This is a genomic window from Streptomyces macrolidinus (assembly GCF_023887685.1).
Lineage (GTDB): Bacteria > Actinomycetota > Actinomycetes > Streptomycetales > Streptomycetaceae > Streptomyces > Streptomyces macrolidinus.
Genome location: NZ_JAMWMR010000006.1, coordinates 139479 through 160512, shown reverse-complemented (window position 1 = coordinate 160512; position 21034 = coordinate 139479). Strand labels below are relative to the sequence as shown.

General features: G+C 71.0%; 19 protein-coding genes. 11 read left to right on the top strand and 8 right to left on the bottom strand.

Annotated features, from left to right (window positions below; genetic code table 11):
- The first annotated feature begins 38 nt into the window (after positions 1-38).
- Positions 39-1067 carry a helix-turn-helix transcriptional regulator gene (locus NGF19_RS09840; RefSeq protein WP_252424130.1) on the top strand — a complete coding sequence of 343 codons (1029 nt, stop codon included), beginning with the start codon at positions 39-41 and terminating at the stop codon, positions 1065-1067.
- On the opposite strand, the gene NGF19_RS09835 is transcribed toward NGF19_RS09840, so the two are convergent.
- Complete coding sequence (locus tag NGF19_RS09835; RefSeq protein WP_252424128.1) at positions 1034-2545, bottom strand: DUF4246 domain-containing protein; 1512 nt, start codon at positions 2543-2545, stop codon at positions 1034-1036. The genes NGF19_RS09840 and NGF19_RS09835 overlap by 34 nt on opposite strands.
- Before the next feature lie 331 nt (positions 2546-2876).
- Between NGF19_RS09835 and NGF19_RS09830 the strand changes: the two genes are divergently transcribed.
- The 5 genes from NGF19_RS09830 to NGF19_RS09810 all read left to right on the top strand — a co-directional run bounded on the left by NGF19_RS09830 (position 2877) and on the right by NGF19_RS09810 (position 9124).
- A complete protein-coding gene (locus NGF19_RS09830; RefSeq protein WP_252424126.1) occupies positions 2877-3785 on the top strand; it encodes a MurR/RpiR family transcriptional regulator in 909 nt (302 codons plus the stop codon).
- A gap of 150 nt (positions 3786-3935) precedes the next feature.
- Positions 3936-5441 carry an APC family permease gene (locus NGF19_RS09825; protein ID WP_252424124.1) on the top strand — a complete coding sequence of 502 codons (1506 nt, stop codon included), beginning with the start codon at positions 3936-3938 and terminating at the stop codon, positions 5439-5441.
- A gap of 56 nt (positions 5442-5497) precedes the next feature.
- Positions 5498-6811, top strand: a complete 1314-nt coding sequence (locus NGF19_RS09820) for a type I glutamate--ammonia ligase (protein ID WP_252424123.1) — start codon at positions 5498-5500, stop codon at positions 6809-6811.
- Positions 6801-7958, top strand: a complete 1158-nt coding sequence (locus tag NGF19_RS09815; RefSeq protein ID WP_252424122.1) for an amidohydrolase family protein — start codon at positions 6801-6803, stop codon at positions 7956-7958. Before NGF19_RS09820 ends, NGF19_RS09815 begins: the two co-directional genes overlap by 11 nt.
- Positions 7955-9124 (top strand): M20 metallopeptidase family protein, encoded by a 1170-nt coding sequence (locus NGF19_RS09810; protein WP_252424120.1) that lies wholly within the window; start codon positions 7955-7957, stop codon positions 9122-9124. Before NGF19_RS09815 ends, NGF19_RS09810 begins: the two co-directional genes overlap by 4 nt.
- A gap of 214 nt (positions 9125-9338) precedes the next feature.
- On the opposite strand, the gene snpA is transcribed toward NGF19_RS09810, so the two are convergent.
- Positions 9339-10031, bottom strand: a complete 693-nt coding sequence (gene snpA, locus NGF19_RS09805; RefSeq protein WP_252424118.1) for a snapalysin — start codon at positions 10029-10031, stop codon at positions 9339-9341.
- A gap of 182 nt (positions 10032-10213) precedes the next feature.
- Here snpA and NGF19_RS09800 point away from each other — a divergent pair, with 182 nt between their 5' ends.
- Entirely contained in the window at positions 10214-11218 is a 1005-nt protein-coding gene (locus tag NGF19_RS09800; protein ID WP_252424117.1) for a LysR family transcriptional regulator, read from the top strand.
- Between the two features lie 272 nt (positions 11219-11490).
- On the opposite strand, the gene NGF19_RS09795 is transcribed toward NGF19_RS09800, so the two are convergent.
- From NGF19_RS09795 to NGF19_RS09785, 3 genes are all read right to left on the bottom strand, one after another.
- On the bottom strand, positions 11491-12165 hold the full coding sequence (locus NGF19_RS09795) for a TIGR04282 family arsenosugar biosynthesis glycosyltransferase (RefSeq protein ID WP_252424115.1): 675 nt from the start codon (positions 12163-12165) through the stop codon (positions 11491-11493).
- Positions 12162-12836, bottom strand: coding sequence for a glycosyltransferase family 2 protein (locus NGF19_RS09790; RefSeq protein ID WP_372505638.1), 675 nt, complete (start codon positions 12834-12836; stop codon positions 12162-12164). The genes NGF19_RS09795 and NGF19_RS09790 overlap by 4 nt, the downstream gene beginning before the upstream one ends.
- Before the next feature lie 117 nt (positions 12837-12953).
- Entirely contained in the window at positions 12954-14012 is a 1059-nt protein-coding gene (locus NGF19_RS09785; RefSeq protein WP_252424113.1) for an NAD-dependent epimerase/dehydratase family protein, read from the bottom strand.
- Positions 14013-14092: 80 nt separating this feature from the next.
- Here NGF19_RS09785 and NGF19_RS09780 point away from each other — a divergent pair, with 80 nt between their 5' ends.
- The gene (locus tag NGF19_RS09780) at positions 14093-15508 is read left to right on the top strand and encodes a glycosyltransferase 87 family protein (RefSeq protein WP_252424111.1); all 1416 of its coding nucleotides are present in this window, start codon (positions 14093-14095) and stop codon (positions 15506-15508) included.
- Here NGF19_RS09780 and NGF19_RS09775 read toward each other — a convergent pair.
- Entirely contained in the window at positions 15473-15916 is a 444-nt protein-coding gene (locus NGF19_RS09775; protein WP_252424109.1) for a GtrA family protein, read from the bottom strand. The genes NGF19_RS09780 and NGF19_RS09775 overlap by 36 nt on opposite strands.
- A 360-nt stretch (positions 15917-16276) precedes the next feature.
- On the opposite strand from NGF19_RS09775, the gene NGF19_RS09770 reads away from it, so the two are divergent.
- The 3 genes from NGF19_RS09770 to NGF19_RS09760 are packed head-to-tail and all read left to right on the top strand — an operon-like array spanning position 16277 to position 18743.
- Positions 16277-17560: a molybdopterin-dependent oxidoreductase gene (locus tag NGF19_RS09770; RefSeq protein ID WP_252424335.1), complete on the top strand. Its 1284-nt coding sequence runs from the start codon at positions 16277-16279 to the stop codon at positions 17558-17560.
- 2 nt (positions 17561-17562) lie between these two features.
- Positions 17563-18066, top strand: coding sequence for a hypothetical protein (locus NGF19_RS09765; RefSeq protein WP_372505629.1), 504 nt, complete (start codon positions 17563-17565; stop codon positions 18064-18066).
- Complete coding sequence (locus NGF19_RS09760; RefSeq protein WP_252424106.1) at positions 18063-18743, top strand: class I SAM-dependent methyltransferase; 681 nt, start codon at positions 18063-18065, stop codon at positions 18741-18743. Before NGF19_RS09765 ends, NGF19_RS09760 begins: the two co-directional genes overlap by 4 nt.
- 127 nt (positions 18744-18870) lie before the next feature.
- On the opposite strand, the gene NGF19_RS09755 is transcribed toward NGF19_RS09760, so the two are convergent.
- Entirely contained in the window at positions 18871-20367 is a 1497-nt protein-coding gene (locus tag NGF19_RS09755; RefSeq protein ID WP_252424105.1) for a multicopper oxidase family protein, read from the bottom strand.
- A gap of 298 nt (positions 20368-20665) precedes the next feature.
- Positions 20666-21004, bottom strand: a complete 339-nt coding sequence (locus NGF19_RS09750) for a GNAT family N-acetyltransferase (protein ID WP_252424104.1) — start codon at positions 21002-21004, stop codon at positions 20666-20668.
- Positions 21005-21034 lie beyond the last annotated feature (30 nt).

The window sequence follows — 21034 nt, the reverse complement described above, 5'->3', positions numbered from 1 at the left end:
GCGTTGACGGGGGCCGCGCGGCCGTCGATGCTACGCGGATGGAGGCGGTGGCTTCGATGGAGACGGTCCTGGAGGCGGCGCTGCGGGTGCGCGATGCCGCGGTACGGGGCACGTACGAGGCCGGGAGCGCCCATGCGGTGCTCTCGGCCCTGTCCGAGGTGGTCGACTGCGACCACGCGTGCCTGGCCCGCTGGGATCCCGTACGGCGCCGCCATGTCAGCCTGGCGAACAGCTACCCGGAGCGGGCGCGGGAGCACCTGAGCAACGGGCTGCACGAGGATCCGCTGTTCGCTCTGGTGCGCCGCCCCGGTGGGCTGCTGTGGCTGCATGACGTGCCGGAGGGCCTGCGGTCCGCCTCCACCATCATCCGCGATGTCATCGAACCGTCCGGCTTCGAGGACGGGGTGACCCAGTGCCTGTTCTCCCCGGACGGCCGCTACGTGGGTGTGCTGAACCTCAGCATGAAGGGGCGGCGGCGCCAACTCCGGCCCACCGACCACGTCCTGGCCCTGCTCGACGACTGCCTGGCGGCGGCCGTCGATGTCCTCGTACCGCCAGGCCCCGTCGCCCTGCCGCCGGACGCCCCGGCCGACGGGTGGACGCTGGCCGTACCGGACCCGCCGCAGACGGCCCCTCTGCCCCTCGGCGGTCGGGTCCCGGCCTGGCTCGGTGACGTGGCACTGCTGAGCGATGTCGTACGACGCGCGTCCGTGCGGCGGACCCTGCCCGCCACGATCCTCGTGCCCCACGGGTCACGACTGCTCGAACTGCGACTCGCCCGCCGGGGCGCGGCGACACTCGCCGAGTGCCGCCGCGTGGTGCCCCCGGCTGGGCTCTCCCCGCGTGAACTGGACGTCCTGGCCGAGCTGACCACCGGGCTCACCAACCGGGAGATCGCCGAACGCCTCTTCGTGAGCACACGCACCGTCGCCACGCACGTCGAGCACATCCTCACCAAGCTCGACGCCCCCAACCGCGTGGCCGCGGCGAGCCGCGCCACGGCCTGGGGGCTGGAACCGAAGGCGCCGCAGGTTCAGTGCTCGCAGAGGAAGAACTCCCGTTCGTAGAGCTGCTCGTTGTGGTCGTCGACGAAGAACTTGCGTTCCTGCATGAGCTGTTCGCGGTAGGTCTTGGCCTGCTGAAGCGTCATGGTCGAGGTGTCCGACCAGGGCTGTTGCGGCGGCACATCGGATGTCGAGCAGATCTTCTGCGACGGGTCGACCAGGAAGAACGCGAGAATCTTGCGATATCCGGGGCGGGTCGGGTCCTCGAGGCGGAACGATCCGACGCGGTGTTGCAGGATGTTCGGGAACGCCAGGCAGCGGCCCGCCGGTGTCGATGCCGATCCCAGCACCTGGTTCAGCGCGCCCTCGTTCTCCAGGCCGTAGACCTCACGCACACCCTCGTCGTCGTTCTGTTCGTAGGACGGGTCGTCGACCGCCGCCCGGAAGCTCAGCCTGCTCTCGGTGATGTTCTCGCTGTCCCAGTAGTAGATGCCGGTCGAGACGATCCGCTCGTTCATCATCCCCTCGACATGCCAGGAACCGCCGGGGTACTCGGGCTTGTCCGGGGTGAGATGAATGGTGGCGAGCTTGACGATGACCTGAAGGCTGCGGCCACGCAGGTCGACTCGGGCGGATTCATCGGGCAGTTCGGGCGCGGCGAAGGCCGGGGCGTCCGGGACGGCCGGAAGGCGGTTGTCCCTCCATTCGTCATAGGCCGTCTCCCATACACGGACGGCTTCCGCGTAGGCCTCGTCATCGCTGTAGGAGGACTTCCTCGGATACTCCGGCTCCGAGTCGCCGTACCACCCGAAGGGATCGACCTCGATCCGCAGAGGCCGAGGGTGCCGCAGATCGGTGAGCACGTTCTCCAGCAGTGGACGCAGACGCGCGAACAAGTCCGGCAGAACGGAGGCGAGTTCGTGATGGTTCTCGGGATGGACGTTGTTGACGTACGAACGGAAGGTGACCTCACCGTCGTCACTCACGTCTACATCCGTGGGCAGCCACTGGAACTTCTCCGAGAACTCATGCCGCGTGGAGCCGTCCGTCGGGTTCCGCCAAGCCTGCTCGGGCGCCCCGCTCGCCTCTCTCACCAGACAGAACAGTGACGGATGCACCAGATCCAGCACCTGCCCGTCGGATCCGGGATGCCAGTCCCGTTCGTCTTCGGGAACCTCTTCCAGAACACGGACCGCCTCACGCAGCCGGGACCGGAGCGTGTCGTCGATCAGTGTGTCGGACTGCCACACCCCGTCGACGGCGGACACCTCGACGCCGGTTCCTCCGTCCCGCAGCGCGGCGTAATGCGCGAGTTCGGCAAGCACGTAACGCACCTGCGCCTCGGTGAGGCCCTGGGCGACGGCTTCCTGCGTCCACCTGGCGACGATGTCGGCATCGTTCATCTTCTCGAACCACCCGGGCTTCGCCCGGATATGGGCGCTGCACTCCATCATCTGAAGTTCCCGCAGCGTCCGGGGCGTTGCCAACGCTATGGAACGGGACGCTTCAAAGGGCAGGGGGAAAGAGGACAGGCCAGTCAACTCTCTTGATCCTTCCAGTCGCTGTGCGATGGCTGGAAGGGTATGGCAACGGACTGACAACGCAGCCGTGGCCGCGGAGGGCTCCCGGTCCGCTACGCAGCCGTGATCGCGGTGGCCTCCCGGTCCGTTCCCGCGAACGCGTCGCGATTCCGTGCGGCGCGACGGCGCAGGCTCTCGGCTCTCGGCTCTCGGCTCTCGGCTCTCGGCGGGAACGGAAGAGTCCCGCCCTCCGCTAGGTGGCGGACGGGACGAGATGACACGATCCGAGGCGCGGTTCGACCACGATGGGCGGCCTGCGGGAGATCCTGAAGCGAGCGGAGAGAAGGAACGAATGCCCACCCCTCAAGACCATGGCGACGCATCGCGCGCGCCCGCGCAGACGGTGGCCGACCGGGTGCGCCGTGCGCAGGACTCCTTCTCGGCCGGTGAGCGGAAGATCGCGAAGGCGCTGCTCGGCCGCTATCCGGCCGCGGGTCTGGAGTCGACCTCGGCGCTCGCCGCGCGGGCCGGTGCGAGTGCTCCGACCGTGGTGCGTTTCGTGGCCCGCCTCGGGTTCGCCGGTTACCGGGACTTCCAGGCGGCGCTGCGGGACGAGGTGCAGGCGCGAAGGGCCTCGCCGTTGACGCTGCCGGCGATGATCACGGACGCCTCGAACACGTCGGAACTGGTCGAGGTGGCGGCCGATGTGGGCTGTGCCGCCCTGAAGCAGACCTTCGCCGCGCTGCCTGCCGAGGACTTCGAGCGGGCCACGGAGCTGCTGTGTGACACGTCGAGGCGCATCGTGGGCTTCGGCGGGCGGTTCACCTCCATGCTGGCGGAGTACCTCGATCTGCATCTGCGGCTGATGCGCCCGGACACGCTGCTGCATGTGCGGGGGCCGGGACGCGACGAGGGCCTGGCGGCCGATCTGGGGCCACGGGACGTGTGTGTCGTCTTCGATCTGAGGCGGTATCAGCGGGGCACCGTCGAGTTGGCGCGCTTCGCCCATGGCCGTGGGGCGACAGTCGTACTGGTCACCGACCCATGGCTGTCGCCCATCGCGCAGTTCGCGGACGTCGTGCTGCCCACTCGGGTGGAGGCGCCCAGCCCGTTCGACAGTCTGGTAGCACCCCTGGCGCTGACGGAGGCGCTGGTGGCCGCTGTGCAGGCGCGGCTCGGGGCTGCCGCGACCCAGCGGATGCGCGCGGTCGACGAGGCGCTCGCAGAACTGGAACTCGGGTCTGAACCGGACTTGGGCTGAGGAGCGAAGCGGGTCTCCTGAGCGGGCGAAACCCCGGAAGGGTGAAACAACTGTTTCGCCGTGGACAGACTATTGACGCCCTACCTGGAATGGATATTTCATGTCAGCGTCCGGGCCGTACGCAGCGGCCCCGCCCACCAGGGAGCCTCCGTGCCTGCTGAAGACCGGCCCCGACGCAAGCTCCGACTCTGGGAGGCCTGGGCGCTCTCCGTCGGCATGATGGGCCCGACGCTCGCCATGGGCCTCAATGGCGCCGGGGTCGCGGGCACGGTCGGCACCGCCGTCCCACTCGTCTTCCTTCTCGGCCTGTTCGGCGTCGCCCTCGTCGGCTACGGGTTCTGGCGCCTGACGCGGCACATCAGCCACGCCGGCTCCGTCTACGCCCTGGCCGGAAGCACCATCGGCCCGCGCGCCGGCTTCTTCGGCGGATTCGCCCTGCTCGGAACATACCTGGCCTTCCTCGCCTGCACCCTGGCCGCCACAGGCGTCTTCGTGCGCGCCTTCCTGGCCGCGCTCGGGGTCCACGACAGCGGCCCCTGGATCGTCATCTCACTGATCGCCGCGGTCGGTGTGACCGTTCTCAACTCACGTGACACCCGCATCACCGCGCGCGCACTTCTGCTGATCGAAGGCATCGGCATCCTGGCGATGCTGGTGCTGAGCGCCGTCGTCATGGTCCGCGTCGGCACCGGCAGCGCGCCCCGCGGCCAGGGCTTCGACCTGTCCCCCTTCACCACGGGAGGCCACAGCACGAGCGCCATCGTCACGGCGACCGTGTTCGCCTTCCTCTCCTGGGCGGGGTTCGAGGCCTGCACCTCCCTGGGCGAGGAGACCGCCGACCCCAAGCGCAACATTCCCAGAGCGCTGGTCGGCAGCATCGTGCTCACCGGCATCCTGTACGTGGGCGTGATGTTCGCCGAGACCATCGGCTTCGGCACCGACGACCGCGGCATCGCCGCCTTCACCTCCGCCGAGTCGGCGCTGTCCACCCTCGCCGGGCAGTACATCGGTACCTGGTTCGCCCTTGTCATCGCCTTCACCGCAGCCGCCGCCGCGTTCGCCGGGGCGCTGTCCTCCTCAGCGGCTGCCGCGCGCCTGTGCTTCGCCCTGGCCCGCGACGGATTCGGCCCGCGCCGACTGGCCCGCACCCACCCGCGCACCCACGCCCCCGTCCCCGCGTTGCGCTCCACCGGCGTCATCGGCGTCCTGCTCTGCGCCGCTGTCTGGGTCGCCGGCACCAACGCCTTCGACACCTACTACTGGTTCGCCACCATCGGAGTCCTCTGCCTCCTCGTCGCCTACGCGGTCGCCGGCGCGGGAGTCATCGCCTTCACGCTCTCCGGCCGGGGCGGCATCCCCCGCTGGGAAGTGGTGGTGCCCGTCGCCGCCATCGCCTACCTCGTCTTCGTCTTCACCCAGCAGTCCACCGGCCAGGAGGCCCCCTACAGCTACTTCCCGTGGATCGCGGGCGCCTGGTGTCTGGCCGGAGCGGCCATAGTGGTTCTGGCCCCCGAACGGGCCCAGCGCATCGGGGACAGCCTGCGCGCGGAACAGGCCGACGCGGTCGGCGCCGACCCCGTACCACCGGCACCGGCCGACCACGCCCCCGGCGCGCCCTCGCCCCACTCCGCACAACCCACCGGCCTGTCCTCGTAGCCACGCCGCTCTCGCGAGCAACCTCCCGCACCACAGCACCCGTTCAGGAGCCGTCGATGTCCGACCCCACCACCGTGTTCGTCGCGACCTGCGACCTGTCAGGACAGGTCAGAGGCCGTGCCGTGCCCCACTCCGACGAAGAGGACGTCCTGCGGAGCGGCACCGGCTGGGTCCCCGCCAACCTCGGCATCACGTCCTTCGGGACCATCGCGTCCGGCGCCGCGTTCGGTTCCACCGGCGACCTTCGTCTGCTGCCCGCCGAGTCCACGCGGACCGACATCCCCGCGGACCCGGACGTCGGCAAGCCCGGACTGCGCCTCTACCTCGCCGACCAGACACAGTTGGACGGCGAGCCCTGGGCCTGCTGTCCCCGCACCTTCCTGCGCACCGCTCTCGACGAACTGCGCGAGACGACGGGCCTGAGCGTCACCGCGTCCTTCGAGCACGAATTCACCCTCGAAGGCCTTCCCGCGACCCGCCCCTTCTCCCTGCAACGGCTGCGCGCCGCGGAGCCGTTCGGGTCCGACCTCCTTGCTCTCCTCGACGGGGCCGGGCTGCAGCCCGAGAACTGGCTGCCCGAGTACGGCGAGGACCAGTTCGAGATCACTCTGCGTCCCGCGGACGCCCTCACCGCCGCCGACCGGGCCGTGCTGCTGCGGGAACTGGTCCGCGACCTCGCCACCCGACGAGGCCTGCGCGCCGGTTTCGCACCCCTGCCCGACCCCGACGGATCCGGCAACGGCGTCCACATCCACCTCAGCCTCCAGGACGCCGACGGACGCCCCGTCCTCCACGACCCCACGCAGCCGGGCGGCCTGTCCGAACCCGGCGTCCGCTTCGCCGCCGGCATCCTGCGCCACGCTCGCGCGCTCACGGCCTGGACCGCGCCCAGCCCCACCTCGTACCTGCGGCTGACCCCGCACCGCTGGAGCGCCGGCGGTGTCTATCTCGCCGAACGCGACCGCGAGGCCCTGCTGCGGATCTGCCCCACGTCCCGGCTCGGCGGAGGCGACTTGGCCCGCCAGTTCAACCTCGAGTACCGGGCGGCCGACGCCACCGCCAACCCCTGGCTGGCGCTCGGCGTACTCGTCCGCGCCGGCCTCGAGGGGCTGAATGGCGACCCGGCCGACTACCCGCGGCCGAAGGTATGGCCGGAGAACGCCGCCGAGAGCGATCTCACCGCGGTGCCCGCGTTGCCGCGCACCCTGCCGGAGGCACTCCAGGCGCTGGAGGCCGACAAGGTCGCATGCTCCTGGTTCGACCCCGACCTGCTCACCACCCACCTCGCCGTCCGCCATGGTGAACTCGCCCACCTGGACGGCCTCGACGGCGACGCCGCCCGCGCCCGGGAGACCGCACGTGTCCACTGAAGTCCACCCCACACTCGAAGCCGCGCTGCGCACCACGCCGCTCGTCGACCACCATGTCCACGGCGCGCTGCGCGGTGCCACGGACCGTGCCGGATTCGAGCTGATGCTCACCGAGTCCGACTGGCCCGCACCGCCCGGCACGACCCACCTCGACTCCCAGCTCGGCTTCGCGATACGCCGCTGGTGCGCCCCCCTCCTGGGACTCGAACCACATGCCTCGGCAGAGTCCTACCTGGCCGCCCGCGACGCCCTCGGACCTTCCGAGGTCACGCGCCGTCTCCTGACCGCCAGCGGAATCGGCGACTACCTCGTCGAGACGGGGCACAAGGGCGAGGCGATCCTCGGCGTGGCGGAGATGGCCGAGGTCTCCGGGCAAGCGGCCCATGAGGTCGTACGCCTCGAATCGGTACTGGAAGACGTCGCCCGTGGCGGAGCCACCGCCACGGAACTCCCCGGACGGTTCCGTGCCGTGCTCGCCGAACGAACCGCGGCTGCGGTCGGCGTGAAGAGCATCATCGCCTACCGTCACGGCTTCGACTTCGACCCGGACCGCCCCACCGACGACGAGACCGTCCGCGCCGCCGGGGCATGGCTGCGGAATGCGGAAGCCACCGGAACGTACCGGGTGTCCGACCCCGTCCTGCTGCGCTTCGCCCTGTGGACGGGCGTAGACCGCGGTCTGCCGATCCAACTGCACGCAGGCTACGGCGACGCCGACGTGGAACTGCACCGCTGCGACCCGCTGCTGCTCACGCGGTTCATCAAGAACGTCCAGCCGCACGGTGTCGATCTGCTGCTCCTGCACTGCTATCCGTACCAGCGCGGCGCCGGCTACCTCGCCCAGATCTTCCCGCACGTCTATTTCGACGTCGGACTCGGCGTCAACTACACGGGCGCTCGCTCCGACGCGCTGATCGCCGAATCACTCGAACTCGCCCCCTTCTCCAAGGTCCTCTTCTCGTCGGACGCGTGGGGCCCGCCCGAACTGCACTACCTGGGCGCCCTGCTCTGGCGTCGAGGGATGCGCCGCGCGCTCGGCCGGTGGGTCGACGACGGGGACTGGCACCCCGATGAGGCCGCCCGCGTCGTCCGGCTGACCGGCCGGGACAACGCCCGGCGTGTCTACGGTCTGACGGAGGCGCGATGACCATGGACTCCCCGACCCGCACCCGCCTGACCGAAGAGCTGCGACGGCGCCTGCCCGACGCGCTCGCCCTGCGCCGCCGCCTCCACGCCGAGCCGCGCCTGTCCGGCGACGAGGCCCAGACCCGCGACACGGTGATCGAGGCGCTGCCTGCCCGCTGCGACGTGGTCAAGACCGCCGACACCGGGGCGATCGTGCGCGTGGGCGGCGCAGGGCCCGCCATCGCCGTACGCGGGGAGATGGACGCCCTGGCCGTGACCGAGCGCACCGGCGTGCCCTGGGCCTCGCGGCGCAGCGGCGTCATGCACGCCTGCGGCCACGACGTCCACATGGCCGCCGCGACGGCGCTGGCCCTCGCGGTGGACCACGTCGGCGCCGTACCGATGCTGCTGGTCCTTCAGCCGCGCGAGGAGGCCTATCCGTCGGGCGCGCTGGACATCGTCGAGGACGGCATCCTCCGGCGCGAACAGTGCCGTGCGGTCATCGGCGCCCACGTCCAGCCGTTGCTGGCCCCGGGCACCGTCGCCTGCACACCCGGCGCGGTCAACGCCTCCTCCGACGAGTTCACGATCACCGTGCACGGGCAAGGGGGCCACGCGGCCTACCCGCACCTCACGCACGACCCCGTCGCCGCGCTCGCCCATATCGTCGTCGCCCTGCAGACTCTGGTCAGCCGGCGCACCGACCCCATGTCGCCGCTGGTCCTCAGCGTCACCCGGCTCGATGCCGGAAGCGCGGCCAACGTCGTACCGGACGTGGCGAGCGCACGCGGCACCCTGCGCGCCATGGACGCGGACCAACGTACCGCCGTACAGCGGGAGATGAGGGAGACAGCCCGGCTCATTGCCCGCACCCAAGGATGCCGGGCCGAGGTCTCCTTCGTCCACGGCGAGCCCGTATTGGTCAACGACCCGGCCCTTGCCTCGGCGACGGCACCGTTGCTCGGCGAGCTGGGGCTCCGCCCGGCGCCCGAACTCAGGTCCGCCGGCTCCGACGACTTCTCCTACTACTCCGAGCACTTCCCCTCGCTGATGATGTTCGTCGGCACCAGGGGCGACCAGGAAGGTCTGCACTCGGCCGCCTTCCTGCCCGACGACACCGCGGTCAGCGAGGTCGCACACGCCCTTCTCGCCGGCTACCTCGCGGCAGCCGACACCATCGCGGGCTGAAGCCCCTCGACCGAAGGCGCCGCGGAGGGTCGAGCGCCTGGGAGCGGGGCACCGACGCCGTGCTCGACACCGGGTGAGCCGGTTCACCCTCTGATCGGCTCGAAGGACCCTGCCGGAGCGACCGGCACAGACGTACGGACCGCGGGTGGGGAGCCGCGGTCCGTACGGGTGTGGTGAGGTCACGGCCGGGAGGCCGGTGGCGTGGCGCAGTCGGTCAGCGCCGCACGCCGGCCTCGGCGAGGGCCTTGGCCAGACCGTTCGCCCACAGTTGGTTGACGCGAGACTTCTCGGTCGCGTTCGGGTAGCGGTTGGTGCAGGACGGGCCGGGGCCACCGCCCGACATGAGCTCACTGCACGGGCCGCTGTAGTGGTCGGGCAGGCCCAGCACATGGCCCGTCTCGTGGGCGGTCACCCGGATCGAGTCGTACTGCTGGTTCTGCGCGTAGTCCAGGAAGATGTAGCCGCTGCCGTGGCCGTTGGTGGACGCGTACGACCCGCTCGGGTCGTTGCCCTCGTAGTAGGCGAAGTCGGCGTTGCCCGATGTCGCCTGGAGCTTCACGTTCGACACGGAGCTGTTCCAGATCGAGGCGGCGCTCGCTATCTGCGAGCGGAAGCTGGGTGCCTGGGAGGCGTTGTAGTAGACGGTCACCGTCTTGAGGGAGGGCTGCGCGGCCTGCCGCTGGGCGACGGACTTCAGGACCGCGTCGAAGAAGGCCTTGTTGTCGGTGTTCTCGGCGGAACCGACGTAGCCGGCGACGCTACGGGCCGGGGCCCGGTCGGCACCCTGGGGCTGGGCGCCCGCCGGGGCCGCGGTGCCCAGGGCCGCCGCGGCCAGTCCGAGACCGAGCGCGAGAGCCGCGAGTCTCCTGGAGTTCTTCTGCCCGGCGCTTGTACGCAACGACGTCATGGGGGGGCTCCTACTCGTCCTGTGGGGTGGAACGATCGGTTGCCAGGAAGTGTCGGACGACTGAACGGGTCCCGGGATGATGGCAATCGGGGATAGCGCCGGGCTATCAGGGTCCAACTCATCCGCATTCGCTGGCACTTGAACACCTGGTGTCACACGGAGCCCCGCTCTACGCTCCCCCCATGGAGCTGGAGGTCAGGCACCTGCGCGTGCTCTGCGTCATCGCCGACACCGGCAGTCTGCACAGAGCGGCGCGGGAACTCGGCATGGCGCAGCCCTCGTTGAGCACCCAGTTGCGGCGCATCGAGAACGCTCTCGGCGCCCAGCTCTTCGTACGCAGCCGCACGGGCTGCCGCCCCACCCCGCTGGGCCTGGTGGTGCTCAGCCGGGCCCGGCCGCTGGTGACGGAGTTCGCGGCGATGGTGACGGAGACCCGGGCCGCAGCCGCCCGCGTCGCCTGCGGCTTCCGGCTGCGCATCGGCGCCACGGCGAACCGCGCCATCCCGGGCTGGCTGCACCGGCTGCGGACCGGGGTGGCGCGGATCGAGCCGACGCTCCAGATGAACGTCTCCGCCAACTCGCTGCTGGCCATGGTCGCCGCCGGCAGGCTCGACATGGCGTTCGTGCACGAGGTCGAGGGCAGCCCGCTGCGGATGCCGCCCGGACTCCGCGTCCGCGTCCTCGTCGAACGCGAGCCGCAGTTCGTCACGCTCGCCGCGAACCACCCGGCGGCCTCGCGCGACCGGGTGCGGATGGCCGACCTGGCCGGTGACCGCTGGATGGTCGACGCCACCGTCGACGGCGAGTGGGATGCACTGTTCCGGGCCCTGCGGTCGGCGGGCCTGCGGTCGGAGATGCTGCACGGCGACTACCTCACCGCGTACTCGCTGGCCGCGATCGGCGAGGTCGTCACCGTCAGCCAGCCCACCGCCCACCCCCGCCCCGATCTGGCCATCCGCCCGCTGGAGGGCGACCCCATCAGCGTGCGGCTGCTGCTGGCCGCCCGTACCGAGGCCGAACTGGACGAGGTCTACCCGCACTTGGAGGAGTCCTACTGGGCCGTGGCCCGGGAGGCACCGGCTTACGTGGAGTGGCTGAAGAACGCCCGCACTCCGGCCACGCTGCCACCCGACGGCCGACACCAGCCGAACGGGCTCACGAACACACCGCCCAGAACACGGGCCTGAGCCCCCGGCGTGGCCGCTCCTCCGAACGCATCAGGGGCCCTCCGAAGAGAGCCCCTGACCTGCGGACGGAACAACCGATATCACTGTCGGGACGACAGGATGTGAACCTGCGCCCCCTTGACCCCCAGCAACTCGACGCCTCCTGCGCGCACATGACCGACCGCAGCGACCGGCTGATCGCCAACGCACTGCGTCACGTGCTGTGTCGTCGCCGGTGAACCGGTCGTACGAGATTCACTGCTGCCCATGCGCCGGGCGGGCGCCGCGCCAGGCTAGAGCAAGCCGGAAGAGTAGCGCTCCCAGCGGGTGGCGAACCTCGATCCCGGCGCCGCGGCTGCCACCTCGGCTGCGTCGGGTGCCGTGTCCACGTCGCGCAGGAGCGGCAGGTCGCGCACCCGAAGGCCCGCCCCGGTGAGGCGGTCGCGCTGTGCGGCGCCGGTGTACGCGGTGGACATCGGGATGCCTCGCAGCAGCGCCGGGTCGGGCACAGCCAGGCCGAGCGCCCAGAACCCGCCGTCCTCCGCCGGGCCGAACCACGCGTCGCACCCCCGCCACGCGCCGGGACCCATGACCGGGGCGAGGAGCTGCGGCGTGAGCTGTGGGGTGTCCATGCCGACCAGCAGGGCGGGGCCGTCCGCCACGGCGGCGAAGGCCGCGGCCAACCGCTCGTCCAGGCCGCCGGACACCTGCGAGATCACCTCGATGCCGGGCGGCAGCCAGCGTCCAGGCGCGCCGTCCAGGAAGAGCACTCGGCGGCGGGCCGGGCAGCGCAGTACGGTCTCGAGGGTGTCGGCGAGCGCAGCTTCCGCCAGCGCGGCTGCCTGGACGGGGGTGAACGGCGGGGTGAGCCGGGTCTTCACGTGCCCAGGCCTTGGCTCCTTGGCGATCACCAACACCGTGGTCGAGCCGGCCTCGCTCTCGGGCCTCGGCCCGACCGGGCCGCTCACCGCAGTACTCTCGCCGGACGCCGCGGCGGCTCGCTGAACACCGCGCGCATGTCGCGCACCGCGTGCCAGGTGCCACGCCAGGTTCCTGTGATCTTGGAAGGGCCGGTGCGCGGGTAGTACGGCACGTCGATCTCGCGCACCCGCCATCCGGCGTCGGCGGCGCGGACGACCATCTGCAGCGGATAGCCGGACCTGCGGTCGGTCAGGTCCAGTTCGAGCAGGGCCTCCCGGCGGGCCACCCGCATCGGACCGAGGTCGTGCAGGCGCAGGCCGGTGCGGCGGCGGATCAGCCGGGCCAGTTCGCGATTGGCGAGGCGGGCGTGCATCGGCCAGGCCCCGCGCGTCGTCGGCCTGCGGCGGCCGAGCATCAGGTCCGCCTCACCGTCCAGGACGGGCTGGGCGAGGGACGGCAGCAGCCCCGGGTCGAGGGAGGCATCGCAGTCGCAGAAGCAGACCATGGGCGCGGCGGCGGCGCGCAGCCCGGCCGCGCAGGCGGCGCCGAAGCCGCGCACCGGTTCGCCCACGACGTACGCGCCCAGCGACGCGGCGAGTTCGGCGGAGCCATCGGTCGAGCCGTTGTCGACGACAACGGCTCGCCAGTCGGCCGGAATCCGCTCCAACACCCAGGGAAGGGCGGCCACTTCGTTCAGGCACGGGAGTACGACGTCCACCAGGGGCCGTTGCCTCTCGGTCACGTCTTTCAGCCTACGGTGAGAACCGAGGGACGGCGCGCCCGGATCGGGGCGCATCCGGCGGCTCCCGTTCGCGGATCCGCTCCCATCCGCGCGTCACCCAGGCGCCGTTCCCGTGCCACGGAGGGGGGCCTTCGCGAACTCCCGCATGCCGTCGGCGAACGGCACTCGGGGCAGCCAGCCGAGTTCCTCGCGCAGTCGTGACGAGGAGGCGGTGATATGGCGGACGTCGCCCAGCCGGTACTCGCCGGTCACCACCGGCTCGGGCCCACGGCAGGCAGCGGAGAGCGCGGTGGCCATCTCTCCCACGGTGTGCGGGCTCCCGCTGCCGACGTTGTAGGCGCGCAGTGTGCCGTCCGGGATCGCGGCACCGACCGCGCCGAGCGCCGTCAGGTTGGCGGCGGCCACGTCCCGGACATGGATGAAGTCCCGGCGCTGGCCGCCGTCCTCGAAGACTCGGGGCGGCTCGCCGCGGGCGAGCGCGGAGCGGAAGAGCGAGGCCACCCCGGCGTACGGGGTGTCGCGCGGCATGCCCGGCCCGTAGACGTTGTGGTAGCGCAGGGCGACCGCCCGGCCGCCGGTGGCGCGGGCCCAGGCGGTGGCCAGGTGCTCCTGAGCGACTTTCGTCGCCGCGTAGACGTTACGCGGGTCGGGCGGTGCGTCCTCCGGCACGAGGCGGGGGGTCAGCGGATCGCCGCAGCGCGGGCAGACGGGCTCGAACCGCCCGGCGTCCAGGTCGGCGACCCGGCGCGGGCCCGGCCGGACGGTCCCGTGGTGGGCGCAGTCGTAGCGGCCCTCGCCGTAGTAGACCATCGATCCGGCCAGGACGAGTTCGTTCACCTGCAGCCGGGCCATGGCCGAGAGCAGGACGGTGGTGGCCAGGTCGTTGCACCCCACGTAGGCGGGCGCGTCGTCGAAGTCCCGGCCCAGGCCGACCATGGCCGCCTGGTGGCAGACGGCGTCCACCGTGTGCAGCGCCTCCTCGACCACCGCCCGGTCCCGCACATCGCCCCGTACGAACGCGACGCCGGGCGGGAACTGCGGCGGCTCGGGGAACCGCAGGTCCAGCACGCGCACCTCGTGTCCGGCCTCGACCAGCGCACCGACGACCTGGGAGCCGATGAACCCGGCCCCGCCCGTGACGAGAATCAGCACGCCTTCGAGGCTACGGCTGGATCCGCCTACGCGGCGCGGCGAGTCCGTCCGGCGCGTTCGCGGCTGCCACTGTGGCGGATGTGCGCGTCCGTACGCTCTGCGCCATCACGCTCCTCGCCGCCCTCACGGCCGTCGTCGCCGCGACCCTCCGCGCAGGCGGTGATCTCGGCCGTCCGGCCGCGCTGTTGTACTGGTACGCCGCCGCGTGGGTGCTGTTCGCCTGCGCGGTGTGGGTGGTGCGGCGCATGCCGGTGCGCACCTCCGTGGCACTGATCCTGGCCGGCGGGATCGCCCTGTGCTCGGTGGCGCTCTCGGCTCCGCCACGCACCAGCGACGACATGTACCGCTACGCGTGGGACGGCCGAGTGCAGGCCGCGGGGGTCTCCCCGTACGCCCACCCGCCCGACGCGCCGCAGCTCGCCCGGTTGCGTGATCCGTGGCTCTTCCCCGCCACCTCCGCATGCCATGGGTGGGACCTCCGCTCGGTGAGGGGCGTGTGCACGCGCATCAACAGGCCGTCCGAACGCACGATCTATCCGCCCGTGGCCGAGGGGTGGTTCCTGTTGGTGCACGCCGTCTCCCCGGCAGGCGGGCGGCACAAGCCGCTGCAGATCGCCGGTGCGGTGCTCGCCGTCGCCACGACGGTGGCGCTGCTCCTGGTGCAGCGGCGCAGGGGTGGCGACACGTGGTGGGTGGCGCTGTGGGCATGGTGTCCGGCGGTGCCGTTCGCCGCGGTCAACGACGCCCATGTGGACACGCTCGGAGTGCTGCTCACGGTGGCCGCGCTCGGGACGGCCGCGGGAGCACGCCGTGGAGCGCTGCTCGGGGCCGCGATCGCCGTCAAGTTGCTGCCCGCTCTCACCGTTCCGGGCGCGCTGTCGGGGGTGCTGGCCCCCGGGCGCCACCCGCGTGCCCGGCTGCGGGAGACGGCGAGCGTGCTGCTCGCCGCCGGTGGTGTCGTGGCACTCGTCTACCTCCCCCACCTGCTGGCGTCCGGTTCCGCGGTCCTGGGATACCTCCCCGGCTACCTGCGGGAGGAGGGGTACGAGCCGGGCGACGTCGGCCGGTTCGCGCTGCTGCGGCTGGTGTTGCCGGACGCCTGGGCCGGTCCGGCCGCTGTCGCACTGGTCGCGCTCAGTGCCTGGTACGTCCTGCGGCGCGGCGATCCGAAGCGGCCGTGGCACGGATCGCTGCTGGTCACAGGCACTGCGCTGCTGCTCACCTCGCCCGCGTACTACTGGTACGCGCTGCTTGTCGTGGCCCTCGTTGCCATGGGCGGCCGATGGGAGTGGCTCGCTGTCGCCGCCGCGGGCACCGTGCTGTATGTCGCGGGCGCACGGGAGTGGCATGGCGTGCAGGCCACTGCGTACGGGCTGGCCGCCGCTACGGTGCTCGTCGGCGCACTCGTCCGGACCCGGCAACGCGGCGGCGGGCTGTCAGCCACACCGGATGCAAGGGGGTCATCGGTGGCGGCGGCTGAAGACGACCATCCGTAAGACGGCGAAGCGCACCACGGTCACCAGGGCGAAGCTCGGTACGAGCACCAGAGTCTCCGCCGCCGGCGAGACGGTGGGCCGGTAGTGACGGAGAAGCAGGACGGCGCCCGAGGTGACCAGGTAGGCCAGGAGGAACAGGCCGCCCGCGGCCAGATGTGCCTGGAGGACCCGGACCGTGGACCCGCGAAAGGTCAGTCGGCGGTTGGCCTCCGTGTTGAGGACGGTGACGACGGCGAGGGAGGCGAAATCGGCCAGGACCGGCGACGCCTCATGGCGCAGAGCCCAGTACAGCAGTGCCTGGACCACCGTGGAGGCGACGCCGATCATGACGAACCAGAGCACTTCCCTGGTCAGCGCGGTGCGGCCGGGCCGGGTGAGGATGCTGTGCCGTGCGCTGATGCGTCGCACCCCACCACTATGAGGCCACGGCACGACCCGTCGAGCCGTACGGAGTGCCACGTCGACCGTTCGACTGGCAAGAGACACCCGCATGCACGACTGGCCCGGAACGCCGACCCGACCTGTGCCAGCTTGTAGCTGATGACCTGACAGGCACTGACGGAGCGATGGAGTTCATCCGCCTTCTCAGCGTCGGCCCGGAGACGGAGGAGGCAGCCGGTGGACAGTGGCGGACGACCGTCGGCGCCGGGCTCCGACGGGCCGCAGCACCCCGCATCGGACGAGGGGGACGCGCCGGGGCGCCTCGAACGCGTTCGCGCTGCCGCCGCGGCGCGGGCCGCCGAGGGCGCCGCTCGTGTCCGGGCCTTCGTGCGGCGGGTCGAGCGGACTCCCCCGCCACCGGGGCCGTTCCGTCCCGGCTTCTGGCGCAGTCCCCTCCGTGGGCCCTGGCTGACGTCCGTGTTCGGCCTGGTGCTGCTGATCGGCATCCCGCTGCTCTTCGTCACCGGGTTGCTCTCCTACGCCGCCTACAACCCCGGCCTCGGCGCACTCAACGACCAGACCCCGGACAAGGGCCTGCTGGGCTTCTACCTGTTCGACTGGCCTACGCGTCCTTACTGGCTCTACCGGCTCACCCAAGGCGTGCACGTGACGCTCGGCGTGGTCCTGGTGCCGGTGGTGCTGGCCAAACTGTGGTCGGTGATCCCGAAGCTGTTCGAGTGGCCGCCATCCCGCGGCGCCGCCCATGCGTTGGAGCGGCTGTCGCTGCTGGCGCTGGTGGGCGGGGTCGTCTTCGAGTTCGCCACCGGGATCCTCAACATCCAGCTCTTCTACGTCTTCCCGGGCTCCTTCTACACCCTGCACTTCTACGGCGCCTGGGTGTTCATCGCCGCGTTCGTCGTCCATGTGAGCCTGAGACTCGGCCGGATGACCCGCTCCCTGCGCTCCCGCAGCCTGCTGACGGAGCTGCGCACCGGACTCGCCGACACGCGGCCGGAGCCACCCGATCCGGACGGCCTGGTCGCGCTCGAGCCCGCGGCACCGACCATGACCCGTCGCGGCGCACTCGCCCTGGTGGGGAGCGGATCACTGCTCCTCCTGGTGGTCACCGCGGGGCAGAGCATCGGCGGCCGACTGCGAAGGACCGCCCTTCTCGCGCCGCACAACCGTGATCCGGGTGGCGGCCCGAAGGACTTCCAGGTCAACAAGACGGCCGCTTCCCTCGGCGTCACCCCCGCCCATGTCGGGCCGGACTGGCGGCTGGAGGTCCGCGGCCGAGGGCCGACACTCGTCTTCACTCGCGCACAGCTCCTCGCGATGCCCCGGCATGCCGCCGCACTACCGATCGCCTGCGTGGAGGGATGGTCCACCGACGACCAGCACTGGAGCGGCCTTCGGCTGGCCGACCTCGCCGCTCTGGCCGGCCTCCCCGACGCCGGAAGCGTCCTGGTGGAGTCCGTCCAACCACACGGCCCCTACCGCTCGGTGGTACTGCGGGGCAACCAGATCCACGACCTCCGATCGCTGCTCGCCCTGCAAGTCAACGGTGCGGACCTCTCGCTCGACCACGGCCACCCGGCGCGCGTCATCGTCCCGGCCAACCCCGGCGTGAACAACACCAAGTGGGTGCGCCGGCTCACGTTCAGGACATGATCATGGCGCGCTTCGTCCGTTGGTACGGCTCCGGCCCCCTCCATCTTCTCGTCCTGGTCGCCTCGTTCGCCCTCACCGGCTACGCCCTGGTGCGCCTGTTCGCCGTCCGCCCGCTGGCGGTCGCGATCTGGTTCGTCGGCGCGGCGATCGTCCACGACCTGATCCTGCTGCCCCTGTACTCACTCGCCGATCTGTCGGCACAGGCTGTCCTGCGACATCGCGCCACCCACATCCCGCAACCGCCGTGGATCAACTACCTGCGCGTGCCCGCCTTCCTCTCCGGCGTGCTCCTGCTCGTCTGGTTCCCCCTCATCCTCGACCTGGCGATCCCTTACCCCGATGCCGCACGACTGTCCGAAGGCGTCTACCTCGGCCGATGGCTGGCCATCACCGCTGTGCTCTTCGGCGCCTCCGCCCTTGCCTTCGCCCTCGAGCTCCGCCGTCTCCGGCGGGCCGCCCGCGCCGACGAGAAGCGACCCGCACCGGGTCACGACACCGCACCATGACGTCCGGCGAGGAGCGGTCGCCCGGCACCGGCGCAGAAGCCTACGCACTGGCCCTGCGCAGCGGCCACGAGCTGGTGTACCTGCGGCTGGCGGACGGACGCCGGATCCGGATGCCGGTGGATCGCTGGTACGCGCATCCCACCACGGCCGACGAATCCGTGCTCGATCGCTGCGTCGGCCCCGTTCTCGACGTGGGCTGCGGGCCCGGCCGGCTGTGCAGGGCACTCCTGAGTCGCGGAGCCTTCGCGCTCGGCGTCGATGTGGCTCCCCTGGCGGTGGCCCACACCATCGCTCTCGGCGGGATCGCACTGCGCCGCTCGGTGTTCGACCGGCTACCGGCCGAGGGAGGCTGGCAGACCGTCCTGCTCATCGACGGCAACATCGGTATCGGCGGTGACCCGCGCGCCCTGTTGTACCGCTGTTTCCAGGTCACCGCCCCGACGGGTCTTCTCCTCGTCGAGGTCGACCCCGACGATGTCGAGGAGCGCTGCACCGCCCGGTTCGAGGACACCCATGGCCACGAAGGTCCGCCGTTTCCCTGGGCACGTCTGGGTGCACCAGCGCTGCACAGGATCGCCGAGGGCCTTGCCCTCAGCGTCACCGACCAGTGGAGACACGGTCACCGGTGCTTCCTCGCCCTGCGCCACCAGGACACGGCCTCGGTACGTCGCCGCTGAGGCGCTGCGACCGCTCCGCGCTCGTGCCGCCAGGTACGCGGAGCCGGTGTCGATGGTGCTGTCGGGAGGCCAACGGTGGATCTTCCAGAAGGAAGTGACACCGTTGGCCGTACGGCCTGTTCGGCTGTCAACCGCCGTGTGTCTCCTGGTGGCGGTCGCGGGGCGGGACGATGTCGAGGACGGCCATCATGCCCATGTCCTCGTGGTTGAGGATGTGGCAGTGCAGAACGGTCCTGCCGGTGAAGTGCGTGAAGTGGACGCGGAGGACGACGGAGCCACGCCTCGGCACGTTCACCGTGTCATAGACACTGTGGGACGGGTCCTCGGCCTTCCCGTTGGTGCTCATCAACTGGAAGTGGTCGGTGTGCAGATGGAAGCTGTGGTCCTCGTCGGAGTCGTTGCGGACGGTCCACTCCTCGACTGTGCCGAGGGTGGAGGTGAAGTCGGTCCGTTTCGGATCGAACGTCCGGCCGTTGATGTAGAAGACGGTGCCCGCCGTGTTCTCGGTGTAGACCATCGTCTTACGGGCCGCGATCTTCGCGTGGCTCAGGTCCTCCTGCGGGGCGAAGCGGCTCGGGACGGCCTCCCGGTGCATGGGCGGGCCGTCGGTGACGACGGTCGCGAGGTCGGCCTGGGGGAACTGGTTGCCCGCCGGGCCCGTGTTGTACGGCAGCGTCTCCAGTCGGGCCGTGCCAGGAGCGCCGCCCTGGACCAAGACGTCGAAACGAGCGGCGGCGGAGACGAACAGGGTGTCCTCGGTGTGGATCCTGCGCACCGGAACGCCGTCCTGGGCGATCACATGGAAGCGGGTGCCCGGCAGGTGCAGCTTGTAGTAGATGTTGGCGCCGATGTTGGCCAACCGCCAGAGCTGGGTCTCCCCCGGCCGGATGCGGATCACCGGGTTCTGCTGGCCGTTGACGGTGCGGTTGGTGGCCGCCCCGACGCTCAAGGGGTGGGTCTTGATCGCGTCACCCTCGACCTGGTCGTCCTTGAGCGCGACGGTGTGCTCGGTGATGTGGCGCAATGACGGCGGCAGGTGCCGCTTCAGGCCTTCGACGACGAGGATGCCCGACTCACCGCCGGCGACCTGGGCGGCGGACAGCATGTCGGCGTGTGAGTGGTACCAGTAGGTGCCGGTGGGGTGGTCGCGCGGGAGCCGGTAACGGTAGTGGTACGACTGCCCGTACTTGATGGAGAGGAAGATGTCGTCGGCGGGAGCGCGCGGCGAGACCATGAGCCCGTGCGTGTGCAGGTTGGTGTACTTGTCGGTGCGGTTGACCATGGTCAGGTCAATGCGGTCACCCGGCCGCACTCGCAACGTGGGCGGCATGTACGCACCGTTGTAGGTCGTCGCGTACAACCGGCGGTCGCCGACCTGTACCTTGCGCCGCTCCACGACGATGGCCGCCTTGAGCACCCCGCCGCGGCTGACGAGCTCCGGCGGGTCCCGGAGCAGAGAGCCGGCGCTTCCTGTGGTGGGTTGGCCGCCCTCCACCTCGGAGCTGTACGCGGCACGGTAGAACTCCGGCGAGGTCTGCCCCACGCCGCCGGACAGTCCGGCCACGGTGAGCGCCAGACCAAGGGTCGTCCATGCCTGCGGGAATCGAGTGTTGGGCCGGGTCACGTCACTCCCAGGGAATCCATGCAGCCGCGCGATGTGATCGCCCGACCGGGAGTCGATATCGCAATATTGGCGGATAATATGCGCGAGGGGGCGCGCATGCTCCCGGCCACACCTGGACAGTGCCGCCGTACACTCGAATTGCCCTCGCTGCGATACCCCTCGGCGCCGGGAACCGCATCACACCCGCGGCGGGGCCCGGCGCTCCGTGAACCAGAGTGTGTACGTCTTGCCTGGCGCAGGTCCGGTCCCCGCGACCCGGAGCAGGTCAAGGGCGCGAAGCGCGTTGACCGAGACGGGGTCAGCCCAGTTCCGCGTCCAGCCACTGCAGGACGTCGGATGTCACGGGGTCGGTGATGTCCGAGAACTCATGATGTCGCGTCAGGAACTTGGCCACGTACGGGCAGACGGGCACGATCCGCTTTCCGGCTGTGCGCACGTCGGTGAGTGCCTCCTGGACCAGTCGGGAGGCCAGGCCCTGTCCGGCGAAGGCGTCGTCGACCACGGTGTGGTAGAAGACGCGCTGTTCACCGCGGTCGAGGTAGGCAGTAAGTCCGGCGCGCTTGCCGTCGACCAGGATCTCGTAGCGGTTCTTGGCGTCATTGCGCTCAACGACCGAAGCGGGGGAATGCTGGCTCATCAGGTGCCTTTCAGGTGGGGTGACGTGTCG